This is a genomic window from Candidatus Babeliales bacterium, from assembly GCA_035455925.1.
Lineage (GTDB): Bacteria > Babelota > Babeliae > Babelales > Vermiphilaceae > SOIL31.
In genome coordinates this window covers 1-16,810 of record DATIEE010000008.1, presented here as the reverse complement: position 1 = coordinate 16,810, position 16,810 = coordinate 1, and the positions used below count along the sequence as shown (strand labels likewise).

Here is a 16,810-nt window from a genome sequence, read left to right as displayed (position 1 = left end):
TTTGAAAAAAATGCTAAGATTAATTATAAGCTATAAGAAGATTTACTAGGGGAAGCAATAATGAAAAAATTACCGATTGGTATGCAAGCATTATCTGAATTACTACAGAATGGCTATGTTTATGTGGATAAAACAAGACATATCTATGAGCTTATTACTACAGGAAAATATTATTTTTTTGCTCGGCCACGACGATTTGGTAAATCATTGCTTATTTCGACATTAGCAGAAATTTTTTCTGGCAATAAAAAATTATTTATTGGACTTGATATTAGTGCTCTGTCCTATGGTTGGAAGCAGTATCCTGTAATAAACATTTCTTTTTCTGATATACCATGCACAACACCAGAAGAGCTTGAACAAGGTATTCAGCGTTATTTGTATAGTATTGCGCAAGAAAATACTATTGAATTGGATAAACATCTACTTCCAAGTCAGATGCTTCAAGTGATAGTTATGGCATTGTCTAAAGACAATCGCGTAGTGTTGTTAGTTGATGAATATGATTATCCTATTTTACGGCATATTCACGATGTGGCCATGGCAGATAAAATGCGTGAAATATTAAAAAGTTTTTATATAATTATTAAAGGACTTGATTCACATCTTAAGTTTGTGCTTCTTACTGGGGTGAGTAAGTTTTCTAAAACATCAATTTTTTCAGGTCTTAATAATTTAGAAGATATTAGCCTAAGTGCCACATATAATGATTTGGTTGGGTATACAAAGGCTGAAATTACTACATATTTTAATGAACATCTAGCGCATACCAAAGATAAAATAAATATATCCGCTGACAAATTATTAGAAAAAATAACCGTTTGGTATGATGGATACCGATTTACGAGAAATAATGATTCGGAAAAATTATATAACCCATTTTCTGTTATGTTGTGTTTAAAAAATAGTGAATTTTCTAATTATTGGTTTGCAACGGGAACACCTACTTTTTTAGTTAATCTATTACAATCAAAACAGTATCCTATTCAGGATTTTGACGGAATAGAAGCTACGGAAGGAGAGTTGAGTCAATTTGAAGTTGATAATATTTTTCTTAAAACGCTTCTTTTTCAAACGGGATATCTTACCATTCAGAAATATAACCCAGCAAGCCGTAACTATCTTCTTAATTTTCCGAACAAAGAAACTATAGATTCATTGGGAGAATTAATTTTTGCTTCGATGACATCGGTTTCAGGCTCAATTCTTAATAATGTTACCGTAGCATTATTGCAAGCTTTTGATGATATTAATTTTGAGCACATACGTACAACGTTAACACAACTTTTCGCTGCCATTCCTTATACCATCCAAATTAGTGAAGAGAAATATTATCAAACTATTTTTTATCTTGTTTTAAAGATGATTGGTGCACATGTTATTGTTGAACAACCAACTAATATTGGTAGAATTGATGCTATCATCCAGACACAAGATACTTGTTTTATCATAGAATTTAAGATTAATTCAACTGCTGCAAAAGCATTACAACAAATAGAAGACAAAAAATATTATCAACCATATGAATCATTAAGGAAAAAAATAATATTGGTTGGAATTGTTTTTGATACTGTAGTAAAAAATATCACGGAGATTGAATATAAAGTGCATTGATATGAGGGTAATATTTTTCATGACTCTCATATAATACATCTTTTGGGGTCAAATTAATTGTATATCAGGCTTAATTACACGCTATTTATTTTGGAAAAGATAACAATAAGCAAGATAGGATAACAATAATCCCATTGATACTACTAATTTATGGTTTTTGATAAATCTAAAACATCTGGTTAGGTTGCTTGGGTTATTATCCTGTTTTTTTGGATTATTATTATGTAACGTGAGTTCGACTTAAGAAGTCAGCAACATAGAGATTTTTTTATAAATTGAAGTTTTTTTTTAGAAGACACAATATTATCAGCATTATGAGTCTTTATAAAAATAAGATTGGTTAGTATTGTTTTTGATACTATATTAAAGAATGTCAGTTGAGCTGAATATAAGATATTATAATAGTACATACAAAGATATGGTAAAAAAAATATTTTTTGCACTACTGCTCGGTATTTTTGGTGTTATTTTTTTTGCACAATATGATACATGGACGCACAAAAAAATTATAATATTGCTTCAAAAAATTGCTCAGAATTATCTTGGATCTAATTTTTTATGCACTATAGAATCAATTAATTTTTTTTATCCATCATTAATATTAAATGATGTTGAAATGAGATCAGTTGATTCTGATGCATGGGTATGGCGATGTAAAAAATGTGAAATTACTTGTTCGTGGATTCAGTTGTTATGCAAAGGAAGCATGGATCAATATGTTATAATAAATGAATTTGAGTGCACATCGCGTGTCGATAACTTTTATCTTGCTATTGAATCACATTTTATGTCGATGATGCAGAAATCATTACTTCCTTTTTCTGTTGAATTAAAATCAATTATATTTAAAAATTCTCATTTTTATGCCTATGATGAGGCCTATAACAGTGAAATTTCATTATTCTTTAATAGCTCATCATTAAGAATTGGTCATCAAATAAAAACGATGATGTCAATTGTTGACGGTCAGATAAAATATAATAAAGAAAATTATATTGAAAACATTACTACAGATGTTTCTTTTTCTATAGAATATATTGATGACAAGCTTAATGTTGAATCTCAGGTGGCAGGAGCATTTGTCTTATCACATATGGCCAATCAGGGTGGCTGCTATATTACCGGAGGCTGGAAATCTGATAGGGGAAGGTTTTCGGTGCGTAATGCATACAGTTCTTTGGTTATCGATCCTATTATTATTACAGAGCGAGAATTGCGTATTAATGCTCATTTTCCCTTACCTTATGTGGCGCGTTGTTGTATGAATTCTATTACAGATCAAGCGGTCGATGGCACAATGCAATGTTCGGTAAAAATTTGCAGAGGTGCAGAATGCACCGTTGATGGGCAGATAGTAATTGAAGATGTAAAATTTAATAATTATCATATGTGTGATGCGGGAAAAATCATTTTTGGACGTCATAATAATGAGTGGAAAATGCGACTCGCTTTAACTCGATATAACCAAGAATACACAGGGGTTGGATACTGGGATGAACATACCAAAAAAGGAGAATTTATTGTTAAAAACATTACAGAAATTTATTCACATGCATTATCGCAATGGCGAGTAAAGCCACATAAGTTTTTTGCACATTTTATTGCTGAGCAAGGTAGTATAACAAGTAATTATGAGACTATTATAACTAATACATTAAGCGATGAACAGCGATGTTTAAAGGGTAATTTTTCTTTTGCGCATAATCTATTTATTGCACAGGGGTTACTTGATCAGAGTCAGTTTTTTGTTGATATGACAATTTTACCACAATTTGTAGTAAATCAATGTTCATATAAAGATAAAGAGGAAAAACAATTAATTATGATACAATCAATGAATGATAATCAACATATTCTTGGTTCGATATCATTTCCTTTTATACGGTCATTGATTAATGATGTACTGCACTATGATATACAGGCTGAAGGAAGTATTGATGTTGATATGCAGTATTGTCAAAAAAAAATTTTTGCAGACATTACGCTACATGATGCGACTATTAGATTGCCGCAAACATATAACTTTGTTGACGGCTGTAATGTTCATTGTGTTTATGACATGGTTAATGGGTTAGCCGTATTAGAAAATCTTGCTATTTCATTGCATACAGGAAATGTTAACTGTTTACGTGCTACCGCTTCTTTCGATAAGTATGGATCTCTTGTGTTTGCTCATGCACCAATAATCTTGGATCATTGTTTATTAAATATTAAACAAGATCTTTTTGCGATTATTTCTGGTAACCTTTTGTTTTCAAAAGTACCGTCATCTTCATCGCGCGTGGTGGGCAATATTATCATTGATAAGGCACAGCTAAAAGAAAATCTTTTTTCTGGTGTCATTCAAAATCAACTATTATCATATACTCACTCAGTATTTTCGTTTCCCCATGTATCATTGCAATGTGATCTTGGTATTGAAACTGAGTCTCCAATTTGTGTCGATACTGGTTTTTTGCAGACAAATGCGCAGGTTAATCTGCGCATTCAAAAGGACACTCAAGATCCTTCGGTTGTAGGTTCAGTTATTTTGAATTCAGGTATACTTAAATTTCCGTACAAGCCTCTTTATATTTCTAAGGGGGTTATTACTTTTTTTCCTGGCCAGTTATTTGATCCTACCATTGAGCTTGTTGCGCGTAATAAAATTAAAAAATATGATGTTATACTTCAAGTGGAAGGGTCATTGTTGACGCACCATATTGCCTTAGACGCAACACCATTGCTTTCTGAAGAGCAGATTGTTGGGTTATTGCTTGTAGGTGCAGAAGAAAATTCGCTTAATAGTATGATGCCAGCTCTTATTGTACAAAATTTAAAAAGTTTTATTTTTAGTAATAATCAGTCTTCATTTTTTGATAAATATTTTAAACCTTTATTGGGGTCATTTAATATTAATTTAGTGCCTAGTTTTACTGATCAAACGGGTAGAGGTGGTTTACGGGGCGCATTAGAGATTGCTGTTGATGATCGGTGGCACGCGATTATTCAAAAAAACTTTAGTTTAACTGAAGATACCAAGTTTGAATTAGAATTCTTTTTATCTGATGATATAACATTACGTGCTATTCGTGATGAACGTCGAGATTTAGGTGGTGAAGTTGAAATGCGTTGGAAATTTTAAATATTTTTTATAAGAAATAATATTGTTGATAGTATAGTTGCAAAAAAGATAGTTAATGATACATATTTATTTATTGTATCCATGGTAATTGGTAAGTTAAAAAAAGGAAAAGATATATGAAAAAATCTATTATAGCATTATGTTTTGTATGTATTTGTGCATGTCTAGTAGTAAGTGCCGATGAATTATTAACTGAATATGAAAAATGTTTACAAATAACGAAAGAAGCATGTTGTAAGGTTATTGATGAGATATTTATGCAAGCTCAAGAATCAATAGCTGCAAAAGAAGATATAACGAATAATACATGGTTTGAACGTAAAGAAATTATTGAGCTGCGTAATTGTATATCAGATGCAGATATTATTGCTTTTGATAATTGCGTTGAGAATGTTATTTCACAATCATTGGAAAAATATTTACAGAAAAAAACACGAGATGAAGTAAAAAAAATTTTTGATTGTAAAGATAGTACCATTAATGAGATAAAGCAACTTTTTAGTTTATCAAAAATAGTATGCGAATTGACACGGGGAACATATTGCCATCGTATGATAAAAGATATTAAAGATGAAAATTGGGTATCATATAAAGGACTTAAAAGTCAAAATAAAATAAAACGTCAAATAGAAAGAGATGAAGTTCGTCGATTACATGAAAGTATTATTGTTGGTCTTCGAAAATAATAATAACAATAACCTATTTGTAGATAGTGCAGCTATATTTTTTGAACGGTGATTAACTTGTCAATTTCAGTTTGACAATTTTAATGTGGTTTTGATATGCTATATACAAATGTATACGGTGTAGTCCTTAAGGAAATCATATGAAACGTTTAATAGTGCTATTGTTATTAGGTGGAAATTTATTTGGCAATACAAGGTTTGCCAATGTAGCAAAAAAAACGGCATCTCATAATAGATCCTTTTCTAGTGTATTAAATAATAATTTTGGAAAAACGCATTTTATCGTTGATGATACACGAGAAATACTTTCAGGACAGCCACAAAGTGTTGCGATTGAGGAGAAAAAATCTTCTAATGCATCACCACCAAGTCTTATTGATAGAAAACGTATTTCGCAAGCATTTTTTACTACAAAAGATGACATATCTTCTATCTTGTTAGAGGCTGTATCTATGGCGCAAAATCGTTTGTATATTGCAGCCTTTTTATTAACGGATATTCGTATTGTAAATAAGATTATAGAGGTACATAAAAGTGGCGTGGATGTTTGTATTATTACTGATGCAGGCAATATGAAGAAATCGTATAGTAAAATTAGAGACCTTGTTAATAATAATGTTCCTGTATGGTATTTTAAGCCGTCATTGAATCCAGCGCATAAAAAAAATAGTTTTTCAGAGCCATTAATGCATCATAAATTTGTAATATTTGACGATGAGGTAATAAGTGGTTCTGCGAATTATACCAAAGCTGGTCAAAAAAGTAATGCTGACAATATAGTTATCATACGAGAAGAAGAGACAGTTAAAGAATATCACAGCGAGATTGAACGGATCAAGGAACGATGTGTTCCCTGTACACGACAAAAACTAGAATAAATATCATTAAATATCATAATGATCAAAGAGTAAAGAAGGGGCTTCATTACTACAATTCCTTCTTAGCTCGTTTAAATGCTACTGCGGATTAAAGAAAAATGCAAGGATAAATATCTAGTTATTTTTCTTCATAAAAGGTGTACGTAAATTAATAAGTAATTGTTGAAAATCATCGGGAATTTTGCTGCTAAATGAATAAGGAGTTTCATTAAAGAAAAATGATAAACTTTCTGCGTGCAATGCTTGTCTATTGATGAGAGGTGATGATGTTCCATATAATTGATCCCCGATTATAGGATGACCAATTGCCGCCATGTGAACGCGAATTTGATGAGTACGTCCCGTAGTTGGTTTAACCTCAATTAATGTTGTATTTTCAAAATATTCTAACACTTTATAATGTGTTTTAGCATTGCGTACTTTGATATTATTAATTTTTCCATTATTATCAATTTTTTCTTCATCAAAGGATGCCATTTTAATGCGATTAATCGGATCACGGCCAATGGCAAGAGTTATAGTTCCTTCTTTGTTTGGATGCCCTGCGACAACGGCCTTGTATGTTTTTTGAATATGCCTGCCTCTAAATAGTTCTCCAATGGCATTATGAGCATAATTGGTTCGTGTAATAATCATAATACCTGATGTTTCTTTATCGAGACGATGAATGATTCCTGGTCGAACACTGTTTCCTATCAATGAAATATCACTATAATTGTACTGAATCCAATCGACTAGAGTAATAGAAGTGTTTCTTGTTGAAGATGGGTGAACTAATAGGTGTGCAGGTTTATGTATCATTATAAAGTGATCAGTAATTGCAATAATTGATACATTGATTGTTTTATCAATAATAGTTGCAGGCTCTATAGTGCGTTCAGGAGGAAATTGTACTAGTATTGTATTTGTTTCATAAATAAGGGTACTTGATTTTTTAATAGAAATAGCGTTAACAGTCACGCATCCTGCGGTTATAATGCGCTGTAAATAACTACGGGAATAGTCAGGAAATAATTTTGTTATATAATGATCTATACGACATGGCACGATATCCTTTGGTACAATAAAGGAAAATATGTTTTCTGGTTCAATATGGCCATACTTAATCATGCAGTGATCTCTTTTGTTACTATTGATAAAGAATAGTAAATTAAATCTTTATTTTAAGTTTTATCTATAATAGTCTTAAAGTCAAATGGCAATTGTAGTTGCATCTACTTCAAACAGTGTCTAGACTGATAAAAATTTAGTAATCATGTGATACCTGTTGCAAGTGTTAGGAGAAAGCCATGGATATAAAAGATTTGTTGTGTGGAATACAGGATAATATTGAGGATGTTATTGCTCAAAGAGGCCCTGAGGGAAATAGGTTATGGCATGAATTACTTAAAACTCATCCTGTTGATATTGCCCAATTGTTTAAAAGCTTACATAAAGATCATATAAAAGCATTGTATGAGGCGTTACCAAAGCCAATTCAGCTTGATCTTTTTCATGAATTACAAAGTAAATTAAAAGTTTATGTACTTTCGTTTTTAGATAATCAGGAGCAATTTGAGGCTTTTCAAACGCTTTCTACTGATGAGCTTACTGATCTTTTTGATATTTTTTCTGATGATGAGCTAAAACGGTATCTTGGGTCTTTAAATAAGCGTGTTTATGAAAAAGTAACAAAAATGCTTACATTTAAGCCAGAATCGGCTGCTGGTGTAATGCATACCGATGTTATTACGTTAATGGAAGATTTTACGGTTGAAAAAAGTGTTTTTTTGATGCAGAGATTGAGGCCAAGTAGAGATGTCCATCAACGAATTTTTGTAGTGAATAAGGATTATCGACTCATTGGGTTTGTGTATTTGGAAGATCTAGTTTTTAACAAGCCTAGTATTCGCATTTCCTCTTTTATGCATAAAAATGAGTTAATTGCTAATGCGCATGAAGATCGTGAAAAAATTGCAAAAGAAATGGTTCATTATGGAGTTACTACCGTTCCTGTTATAGGTAATGATGATATTTTTCTTGGAGTTATTTCAGGCGATACGCTCGTTGATGTTTTAGTTGAAGAAGCAGTAGAAGATGTACAAAAAATGGCAGCAGTAACTCCCTTGACACGTCCGTATTTTGAAACATCATTTTTTCAGTCATTATATGAGCGTAGTTATATTTTAGTAATATTACTGTTGGCTGGGTCGGTTTCAACAACGATCATGCGGATGTATGAATCAACATTGACTGAAATGTTATTGTTTTTTGTTCCTATGTTAACAAGTGTTGGTGGTAATACCAGCAATCAAACTTCAGCGGTTGCTATTTGTGGAATGGCATCAGGAGAGTTTGATCGCTCCACGATTAAGCAATTTTTACGACGAGAATTAATGATGGCCTCATTTTTATCCATTATTCTTGGCGTAACCTCGTTTACGAGAGTCTATTTAACTAGTGGTGTTGTTTGGGAAAGTCTTGTGGTAAGCTTTACTCTTGCTATAATTGTATTAGTATCTGTTACACTTGGTAGTGCAATGCCGTTTGTACTTAAACGTTTTAATATAGACCCGGCATTTTCAGCTGGACCCTTCTTGGCAACGATTATGGATATCATCGGCATTCTCATTTATTGTACAAGTATTAGGTTATTGCTTTTCTAAGTACATTTTTTAGAGAAAATGTTAATTTTGCTTGACAAAACAACTTTATAAATATACCTTCTAATAGTGAATTAATTGAAATGTACTGAAAAATTAGTGGGCCGCTAGCTCAGTCGGTAGAGCAACAGCCTTTTAAGCTGTGGGTCGTTGGTTCGAGTCCAACGCGGCTCACCATGTTTACTACAGCTTCCTTTGTTAAACTTTCACGACTAACATGGTGCATGCATAACATCTGTTAATGTAAGATGTTTTTGATAAATTGTTTTTTATATTGAAATATACGTCCCTATCGTCTAGCCTGGTCTAGGACATCGCCCTTTCACGGCGAAAACAGGGGTTCAAATCCCCTTGGGGATGCCAAATTTATTTTTATAAGTTTGCGTCTGACATGTTTTTATACTCAATTTTTATGCTTATCCCTATAAAAAAAATTATAATGTGTTTTTTTAAGTTTTTTTTGTAATACTTGTTTATCTATCTTCACCTTTAGTGGCATCAGAAATATTGATCGAGCATGCTCTTGTAATTTCATTGCCGGTAACTGGTGCAATTGCAGCTGAAAAAATAAAAATAATAAGTGAAGCTGCTTTTAAAGCAGTGGAATCTGGAGATTATGAAAAGGCATTAGAAATTATTATCTTGGGAATGGAGCAATTTCCTCATGATTTTAGTCTTCAGTTGGATTTTGCTGCATTGCTTGGTGATCATTCAGAAAACTTTAATGGGCAATTAAAAAGCTTAGTATATACTATCTGAAAATATAACAATAGATTAGTAGGTAAAATTGAAATAATTGTGTATTAATTCCCATCTGTGGGTAAATGGGATGTTTTTATAGCAATCCATTTTTTATGTAGATATTCATACTTTATGATAGGAATCCACCTACCTCTTACTGCCTCTGTATTTATATAAAGCATTACAAGACCTGTAGCCCAGCTCATTAATACTGTTGTTGCAACAGCTAGATATATTGTTTCCCCCGCTTTAAATGCTTTTTTAAGCATTTCAGGTCTGTTAGATTGCTGAATCATTCTTTCTTTAAATTCAAAATAATCATCTCCTATGTTAGCGTGAGTAGATATCATTGCAGTCGCTGAAATCAAGAATAAGGTTATATTTGCATATTTTTGTAATGTTTTCATGAAAATTCTCCAGTTTTGGTTAAATATTCACTTCTATTATCAGTATATATACAAACTGAAAATATTGCAAAAGGGGATGGAGAAAATGCGATCAGAACATATAAAAGTATATTTATGGCTCTACAAAGAGACATAAATACGATAAAATCTAATCAAAAGCGATTCAAATGTTCGATGTAATCGTTATGTATTAGTTATAAAAATAGTCCTGTATGGGATGCCAAAGTTTATGATCGCTTGAAAGTGCGATCAGATCAAATGGCGAAAGTAACTCCCGATGCAGCTTTTCTCCAACAATCTTCAGATTCGACAGTACAGTTTGATTAATTGACGTTTTTGCTCAATTTCTGAATTTTTAAATAAGAACTTAAGAATTTAGTCTTTTTTTTTACGACTTGTTAATATCCCTCTAACTTTTAGAGCAGCTAGATATTGTTTGATAAGGAAACTATTTCTTGCACGAGTTTCGCCATTGCCAAAAAGGGGCAAGAAACATAGGGATTGCAAAATTTGCAATAATTGCTCCAATAGGTATATGAATTGGCCGTATTAATCCAAAAAAACACATAATAGTATAAACAACAATTGTTGCTGAAAGCATCCATGCATAAACCTTTATATATATTTTTAGATAATCTATGTAATGCATATAATTTTATACTTTATGGGGTAGGTAGCATTTCAAAGAATGTTCCAACAGCTACTGATTGCTACGACTAAGCAATACTCCCCTGGGTAGTATTCAAGAGGATATTGCTTAGTCGTAGTAATGAACTTACTTTTTTAATGAATTAAACCATATGAAATATAGAGGAACAAGAAAAATATGTGAAAGCGTTCCTCCTAATAAACGCACCAATGTAATAAGAAGTTAAAATTATGGGTTTGTCGCATCTAAAATATCGGAGAACCCCATATGTGATCAAGGCCGATAAAATACCTACTACATACATTTTTATTTGTTGTTTGAGATAAAAAATGTAACTCATTTAATTTTATACCTTACGGAGTAGGTAACATTCCAAAGAATGTTCCAACAGCTACTGATAAAGATTCTATGCCTACAACACAAGCTGCAGCAGTTCCCACAGATGCTGCTGCGGTAGTGCCCGAAGCTGAGGATGCGACTAACGATAAAGCTAAAATCTTTTTCATAGGAAAACCTTATTAAATTAAACATTAAATATGAACTAAAAAATGAACGTTGTAGTTATGATATGATAGGCAACCTCCTTTTGAAATTCCTGATGTGTAATTACTGGCAAAGACAATAGCATATATTATGTAAAAGGTGAATGAAAAAAGACTTTTTTAAAACTTTATCTTTTAATGTCTTTTCGTTAGTCTTTTATCAAACTCTGCAAACAACGACGTCTCTATCATGCTTAATGGTTGTTTTTTATGTCAGTATTTGGTTCATGAGGCTGTCGCGGAGTGGATGTCAAATTCGCTAAGAGTAGTATGCTCAGGATCTAAAACCTCATGTAATGCATTTGCAATACGTGTTTTAAATTCGTATACAGGTTCGCTTTTTTCTATTGGTGCTTTATAAATCCAATCAATTGCAATAATTGATTTGTCTTTAATTGTTCCTTCTAGGATACCTACTGAACGTTCTTTAAGTCCATCAATCATCCGTAATGAGACCCGAAGATGGTCATTAATAATCTCGGCTGTTTTATGTGCACGGATGAGTGGACTAGACACGATACGTGAAATGCCTTTTTCTGATAAAATTGATACTGCATTGCGTGCTTTGGTATGTCCGGTTTCATTTAAATGGATATCTGTCCAGCCTTGATACATCTCTTTTAAGATTCCAATCTGTCTGTCCATGGCGAATAAAAAGAAAAGAAATTAATGGAATATTTTTTTTCATATTTTTATAGCATCTAATTATTAATAGTTGTGATGATTATTTTTGTTCCTGATTAATCAACGTGAGTTCGACTTAAGAAGTCAGTATCATAGAGTTTTCTTTATAAATTGAAGGTTTTTTTACGCAATCCATACGCAGTTAAAGCTGAAAGAATATTTACAATCAATGATATCGGACTACGATATCGGGAATGCTCAATATTAAGATCTTCTTTAAGTACAGCACCAACAGACTCAATTAATCCACGTTTTTTTAACATAAATTTATCTGTAATAGACATCAACTTATTTTTCATGTTTTTTTTAATTTTTGTAACCATATGAATAACTTTAGAATAAAGTTTTTTAAATAGGTCAGTATTAAGCAAATAACCTTTATCACCATAAATTTTGCCATGAACCTTGCTGGTTATTTTTTTAATAACATTTTCATTATTATCAACAACATTTCCTGGAATAATAACGAAATCAAGAATTTCTCCCCAACCATTAATGATAAGATGTACTTTAAATCCATAAAACCAACCAACACTTGTTTTACCTCTAGCAGCTAATCCATTAAAAGTTTTATGTGAAGATATTCTTTTTTGATGACTTACCGCTAAAGGAAAACTATCAATATATGTTGATCCATAAGAGTTCTTAGTTTTAAAAAAAGAGTTAATGGGGTTACAATTTTTTGTTGTAATTCTACAAATCGATTGTAACTTGTTAGACCTGGAAATGCAGATTTTAGTTCATTATTTCTTGTGTAATAATCTTTGAATGTTTTATAGCCAGATTGTTGATAATAGATAACAATTGTCATAATTTCACTGAGCTTTAAAGCTCTTCTTAGATCGAACTCACGTTATTTACATATGCGTTGATCAAGTTGACTAACAAATTTTTCAAGATGTTCTTCAATATTATCAAGAAGTTTGTGAAATTCTTGATCATTTACTTCTTTGGCATCCTCTTCAGCATGATGTTCAATAAACTTTAAAATCTTGCTTAATTTATAATGTAATTTAATAGCATCATATCTGCATTTATCTACTTTTTCATTATGTGACATAATAAATATCCTTACATTAAGATAAATATTTATATATTATTACTTGTTCAAGTAATAATATATAAATATAAAAAAAAGCAAGTTTTAATTTTTTTGTTTAGAATGATTGATTTTATAATAATAAAATCGATAGGCTTCTTTAAATTTAAGTTAATAAAATTATTTTTTTTGCCAAATTCTATGGAAAAAATATGCGCAAATTGTTATATGGTTTAGTGATATTTGTATTTATAGTAATAATTTTTGTAATAATAAAGCAATCAAAATTAAGAAGTATTAATCCGAATAATACATTGCAATATGCGCAAACAATTATTGAGCAAATATTAGATACAGAAGCAGAATTTTTTCCAGAAGAAAATGTTTTTAAAGTGAGTTTTCCACGCAATGATATTAAAGTCACTATTGATAATTGGCCATTACACCCTTTCATGGGATTATCATCATGGATAGCTTTTCAAAAAGGAACTGGGCAAAATATTGAGCTTATGGCTATGGGAGATGTGGTACTTTTAGAAGATGAAATCAATCCAACTATGAGTGCTGCTCTTGATAATAGTATTCAAATAACAGCACTTCATAATCATTTTATATATGATAACCCCAAAATATATTTTATGCATTTAGAAGCAGAAGGTACCGTTCAAAATGTTGCTAAAGGAATATATGCTATTTTGAGCACTATTAACAATGTGAACCAAAGGGTTAAAATTCCTTTGCCTACAATTAACGCAATAGATGGCGAACCGCTTGAAAGAATTATTTCTGTTAAAGGTGTTGTTAAAGAAGGCATGTTTAAAATTGTTATTGGAAGACATATAAAAGCAGGATGCAATTGCAAAATCGGTAAAAATATGGGAATAAATACATGGATTGCCTTTGGTGGAACTAATGACAATGCTATTATTATTGGTGATTTTGCCCTATTAGAACATGAACTACAACCAGTACTTAAAGCATTGAGAAATGCTAATATACAAGTAGTAGCGATACATAATCATATGATTAATGAAAAACCGCGTATGATATTTTTACATTTTTGGGCACAAGGGGCTGTTATTGAGTTGGCATATGGGATCAAAAATGTTTTAGATCAGACCGACATGTTAAAAGATGATGAGAGTTGTATTCATTGTAATCATTAAAATAATAGGTGAAAAAATCCTATGAAAAATATTGTATCACATAGTGGCGAAGTATTTATCGAAAAATCATATATTAAATTATTTATTCGATTTTTGCGTTATGGGTTACTTGCATGGGGAGGTCCAATTGCACAACTTGCCCTTATAGAAAAAGAAATGGTATATGAAGAGAAACTAATATCAATTCAATATTTTAATAGACTTATTGCTGTTTATCAAACATTCCCTGGTCCTGAAACACATGAGATATGTGTGCATTTAGGTACGCAAGCAAAAGGATTTTTAGGAGGATTACTTGCGGGTCTTGGGTTTATGTTACCCGGTTTTATTTTAGCAATTTTTGTATCTTGGTTATATAAGTTATATGGAATTACAGCTATTGCTACAAGTATTTTATTAGGAATAAAACCAGCAGTAAGTGCTTGGATTTGTAAAGGAGGCGTTCAGCTTGGTCATGGGATTTTAATAAGTCCTCTTTTGTGGTTAATTGCAATGGGAGCATTTTTTGCAGAATTGTATCAAGTGAATTTTATTATTACTTTCATTGCATCTGGTGGATTTTATGTATTATGTTCTCATATTTCCTTGAGATTAACCATTAAGAGAACTGTAAAGTTTATTATTAAGTATATATGGATAATAATTGCATTAGTAAGCATTATAGTAGGTTTAGTTTTTTTATTTTACTTTAAAAATATTCCCTTTACTATAATTTCTGAAAAAGCTTCAATTGTTTCAACTTTTATTTTTGGATTTAAATGCGGCAGTCTTTCTTTTGGAAGTGTTTACACTATTCTTTCCATTATAAAAACTGAAGCTATTATAAAAAATAATTGGCTTACGCAATCTCAATTTATTGATGGCCTTGCATTGACAGGAATTCTTCCAGCGCCATTTATTATAGTTACTACATTTGTAGGTTACTTGGCTTATGGTTTTTGGGGTGGTGTATTTGCAACATTGGGAACCTTTTTAGTGCCAACGGTTATTCCTATATTTGGTCATAAGTATTTAAATCGAATTGGAACGAGTGGGGCGATACGTACATTACTTGATGGAATTACCGCTGGTGTTGCTGGATTAATTGCTGCTGATATGTTTGATATTCTTAAACAAGTGCTTATAAATCCATTAACAATCAGTATATTTATTTGTTCATTATTATTTATATATTTTTATAAATCAACATATGCAATTATTTGGATTGTTTTAATAGGAGGTTTGTTGGGAGTAATGTTGTCTTAATTTATTTTAATTTATTATAAGCTCTTCATCTTTTTTCCATGTATATATTTGAACCCATTCGATTTCAGGCATTAGAAAAGTTTCTTCAGGGTGACATAATTTGCTCCATACAGCATCTTCTTCATAATTGATTTTTTTTTGATGCCAAGATAAAAGTAGATATTTAATAAATTCAGTTACGGTAATGAATTCATCATTGAAAAGCTGATGGATGATTTCATCAGATTCAGGTTCTTTCCAATAAGGTTCATTTATAGTTAGATTAATAGTTGCATGAGGAAAATGTTCTTTAATATAAATTTTCAATTTATAGAGGTATTCTTGTTTATTTATAGTGTTGAGAGCGATACACCGAATTATTAGGCAAGATTTTAATTTCATTTATGCGTTACCCTTCCATCTAAATTAACATTAAGATGACTATTATCACAAGTCATCCATCCTACTTGTTGTATTCCTTGTTTTGATAATTGAACGTCCCACTCAAATAATTCAATACACTATTCAATCCTTTGTTTCAATAACAAATTGATCATTTTTATATCGAATAATAACTTCTTTGGTTTTTAATTTTAGGACTTGTTCTTCCCAATCAGTAAGTATTTGTACAAATTGTTGCAAAGTCATTTTTAATTCTGTTGGAGTTTTTTCTTCTGAATACAAGTCAGTAAGTAGTATATAATCCTTATCTTTTTCCAATGCAGTAAGATTACCACTACATGCATCGCCCCAGCTATTAGTAAGCCCCCATTTTTTAAATCCTGAAGACCCGTTTCCAATGTCGCTGGTTAAAAAACGTCCTAAAATAGTCATTTCTGTATTAGATGCATTTTTGCAAAAATAACCTCCATGAGATGAGCTGATTAATTTAACGAATCTCATTTAAATCTCCTAATATAAACGATCCATTTGCTCGAGGATGTGCTGTTTTCATTTCGCCATTTATAGTGAAACACATTTCAATTTCTAAACCTTCATGAGTTAATCCACTAATAATATATTTACTATCACTGCTTAGCTCAGGAATAATGCCAATTTTAATGAAACTGCTATATGTTTCATGTATCTTCTCAATTACCTCTCTACGTGACCAGTGAGCTGGGAAAAAGTAACTACTTTAACATAATTTTCTTTATCAAATATTTTAACTTTATAGCATTTATATTCATTAAAAATTTTATTAGTAAAATCGATAATACCGCTTTTTTCTATAGTATTTTTTTAATCATGATGAAAACCATCAATAGCTAATTTTCCCTTTTTGCTGAGGTCTAATTCCATGCCTAAAATATGTTTATATTCCATTGTAACTTTAATATCAGTAATTCCGGTAAAGCCATTTTTTGTGCGATCATATGTTTTTTTAATTGCAGCTATTTCGAGTTCTAATTCA

The 16,810-nt window shown here is 31.2% G+C and carries 17 protein-coding genes and 2 tRNA genes; 10 read left to right on the top strand and 9 right to left on the bottom strand.

What is annotated here, in order from left to right:
• Nucleotides 1-60: 60 nt before the first annotated feature.
• The 4 genes from VLB80_01635 (at nucleotide 61) to VLB80_01620 (ending at nucleotide 6,302) form a co-directional block, all read left to right on the top strand.
• The gene (locus tag VLB80_01635) at nucleotides 61-1,614 is read left to right on the top strand and encodes an AAA family ATPase (GenBank protein HSC24902.1); all 1,554 of its coding nucleotides are present in this window, start codon (nucleotides 61-63) and stop codon (nucleotides 1,612-1,614) included.
• 418 nt (nucleotides 1,615-2,032) lie between these two features.
• Nucleotides 2,033-4,738: a translocation/assembly module TamB domain-containing protein gene (locus VLB80_01630; GenBank protein HSC24901.1), complete on the top strand. Its 2,706-nt coding sequence runs from the start codon at nucleotides 2,033-2,035 to the stop codon at nucleotides 4,736-4,738.
• Nucleotides 4,739-4,854: 116 nt separating this feature from the next.
• Nucleotides 4,855-5,424 (top strand): hypothetical protein, encoded by a 570-nt coding sequence (locus tag VLB80_01625; GenBank protein ID HSC24900.1) that lies wholly within the window; start codon nucleotides 4,855-4,857, stop codon nucleotides 5,422-5,424.
• 140 nt (nucleotides 5,425-5,564) lie between these two features.
• The gene (locus VLB80_01620; protein HSC24899.1) at nucleotides 5,565-6,302 is read left to right on the top strand and encodes a phospholipase D-like domain-containing protein; all 738 of its coding nucleotides are present in this window, start codon (nucleotides 5,565-5,567) and stop codon (nucleotides 6,300-6,302) included.
• Between the two features lie 114 nt (nucleotides 6,303-6,416).
• On the opposite strand, the gene VLB80_01615 is transcribed toward VLB80_01620, so the two are convergent.
• Nucleotides 6,417-7,412: an RluA family pseudouridine synthase gene (locus tag VLB80_01615; protein HSC24898.1), complete on the bottom strand. Its 996-nt coding sequence runs from the start codon at nucleotides 7,410-7,412 to the stop codon at nucleotides 6,417-6,419.
• Between the two features lie 179 nt (nucleotides 7,413-7,591).
• Here VLB80_01615 and mgtE point away from each other — a divergent pair, with 179 nt between their 5' ends.
• The 4 genes from mgtE (at nucleotide 7,592) to VLB80_01595 (ending at nucleotide 9,703) form a co-directional block, all read left to right on the top strand.
• Complete coding sequence (mgtE, locus tag VLB80_01610) at nucleotides 7,592-8,947, top strand: magnesium transporter (protein ID HSC24897.1); 1,356 nt, start codon at nucleotides 7,592-7,594, stop codon at nucleotides 8,945-8,947.
• Between the two features lie 98 nt (nucleotides 8,948-9,045).
• Nucleotides 9,046-9,121: transfer RNA gene (locus VLB80_01605), tRNA-Lys, on the top strand.
• 108 nt (nucleotides 9,122-9,229) lie between these two features.
• Nucleotides 9,230-9,307 (top strand) — tRNA-Glu (locus VLB80_01600).
• 144 nt (nucleotides 9,308-9,451) lie between these two features.
• Nucleotides 9,452-9,703, top strand: a complete 252-nt coding sequence (locus VLB80_01595) for a hypothetical protein (protein ID HSC24896.1) — start codon at nucleotides 9,452-9,454, stop codon at nucleotides 9,701-9,703.
• A 44-nt stretch (nucleotides 9,704-9,747) separates the two neighbouring features.
• Here VLB80_01595 and VLB80_01590 read toward each other — a convergent pair whose 3' ends face one another.
• From VLB80_01590 to VLB80_01565, 6 genes are all read right to left on the bottom strand, one after another.
• Entirely contained in the window at nucleotides 9,748-10,092 is a 345-nt protein-coding gene (locus tag VLB80_01590) for a hypothetical protein (protein ID HSC24895.1), read from the bottom strand.
• Between the two features lie 1,002 nt (nucleotides 10,093-11,094).
• A complete protein-coding gene (locus VLB80_01585) occupies nucleotides 11,095-11,247 on the bottom strand; it encodes a hypothetical protein (GenBank protein ID HSC24894.1) in 153 nt (50 codons plus the stop codon).
• 261 nt (nucleotides 11,248-11,508) lie between these two features.
• Nucleotides 11,509-11,928 carry a histidine phosphatase family protein gene (locus tag VLB80_01580; GenBank protein ID HSC24893.1) on the bottom strand — a complete coding sequence of 140 codons (420 nt, stop codon included), beginning with the start codon at nucleotides 11,926-11,928 and terminating at the stop codon, nucleotides 11,509-11,511.
• A 143-nt stretch (nucleotides 11,929-12,071) separates the two neighbouring features.
• Entirely contained in the window at nucleotides 12,072-12,635 is a 564-nt protein-coding gene (locus tag VLB80_01575) for an IS982 family transposase (protein HSC24892.1), read from the bottom strand.
• Nucleotides 12,572-12,778, bottom strand: a complete 207-nt coding sequence (locus VLB80_01570; protein HSC24891.1) for a hypothetical protein — start codon at nucleotides 12,776-12,778, stop codon at nucleotides 12,572-12,574. The genes VLB80_01575 and VLB80_01570 overlap by 64 nt, the downstream gene beginning before the upstream one ends.
• A gap of 42 nt (nucleotides 12,779-12,820) precedes the next feature.
• A complete protein-coding gene (locus VLB80_01565) occupies nucleotides 12,821-13,027 on the bottom strand; it encodes a hypothetical protein (protein HSC24890.1) in 207 nt (68 codons plus the stop codon).
• Between the two features lie 191 nt (nucleotides 13,028-13,218).
• On the opposite strand from VLB80_01565, the gene VLB80_01560 reads away from it, so the two are divergent.
• Nucleotides 13,219-14,172 carry a DUF1259 domain-containing protein gene (locus VLB80_01560; GenBank protein ID HSC24889.1) on the top strand — a complete coding sequence of 318 codons (954 nt, stop codon included), beginning with the start codon at nucleotides 13,219-13,221 and terminating at the stop codon, nucleotides 14,170-14,172.
• 21 nt (nucleotides 14,173-14,193) lie between these two features.
• Nucleotides 14,194-15,417, top strand: coding sequence for a chromate efflux transporter (gene chrA / locus VLB80_01555; GenBank protein HSC24888.1), 1,224 nt, complete (start codon nucleotides 14,194-14,196; stop codon nucleotides 15,415-15,417).
• Between the two features lie 6 nt (nucleotides 15,418-15,423).
• Here the strand turns inward: chrA and VLB80_01550 are convergent, their stop codons facing one another.
• Complete coding sequence (locus tag VLB80_01550; GenBank protein HSC24887.1) at nucleotides 15,424-15,798, bottom strand: hypothetical protein; 375 nt, start codon at nucleotides 15,796-15,798, stop codon at nucleotides 15,424-15,426.
• Nucleotides 15,799-15,921: 123 nt separating this feature from the next.
• Nucleotides 15,922-16,299, bottom strand: coding sequence for a hypothetical protein (locus VLB80_01545; GenBank protein ID HSC24886.1), 378 nt, complete (start codon nucleotides 16,297-16,299; stop codon nucleotides 15,922-15,924).
• Nucleotides 16,300-16,810: the final 511 nt, after the last annotated feature.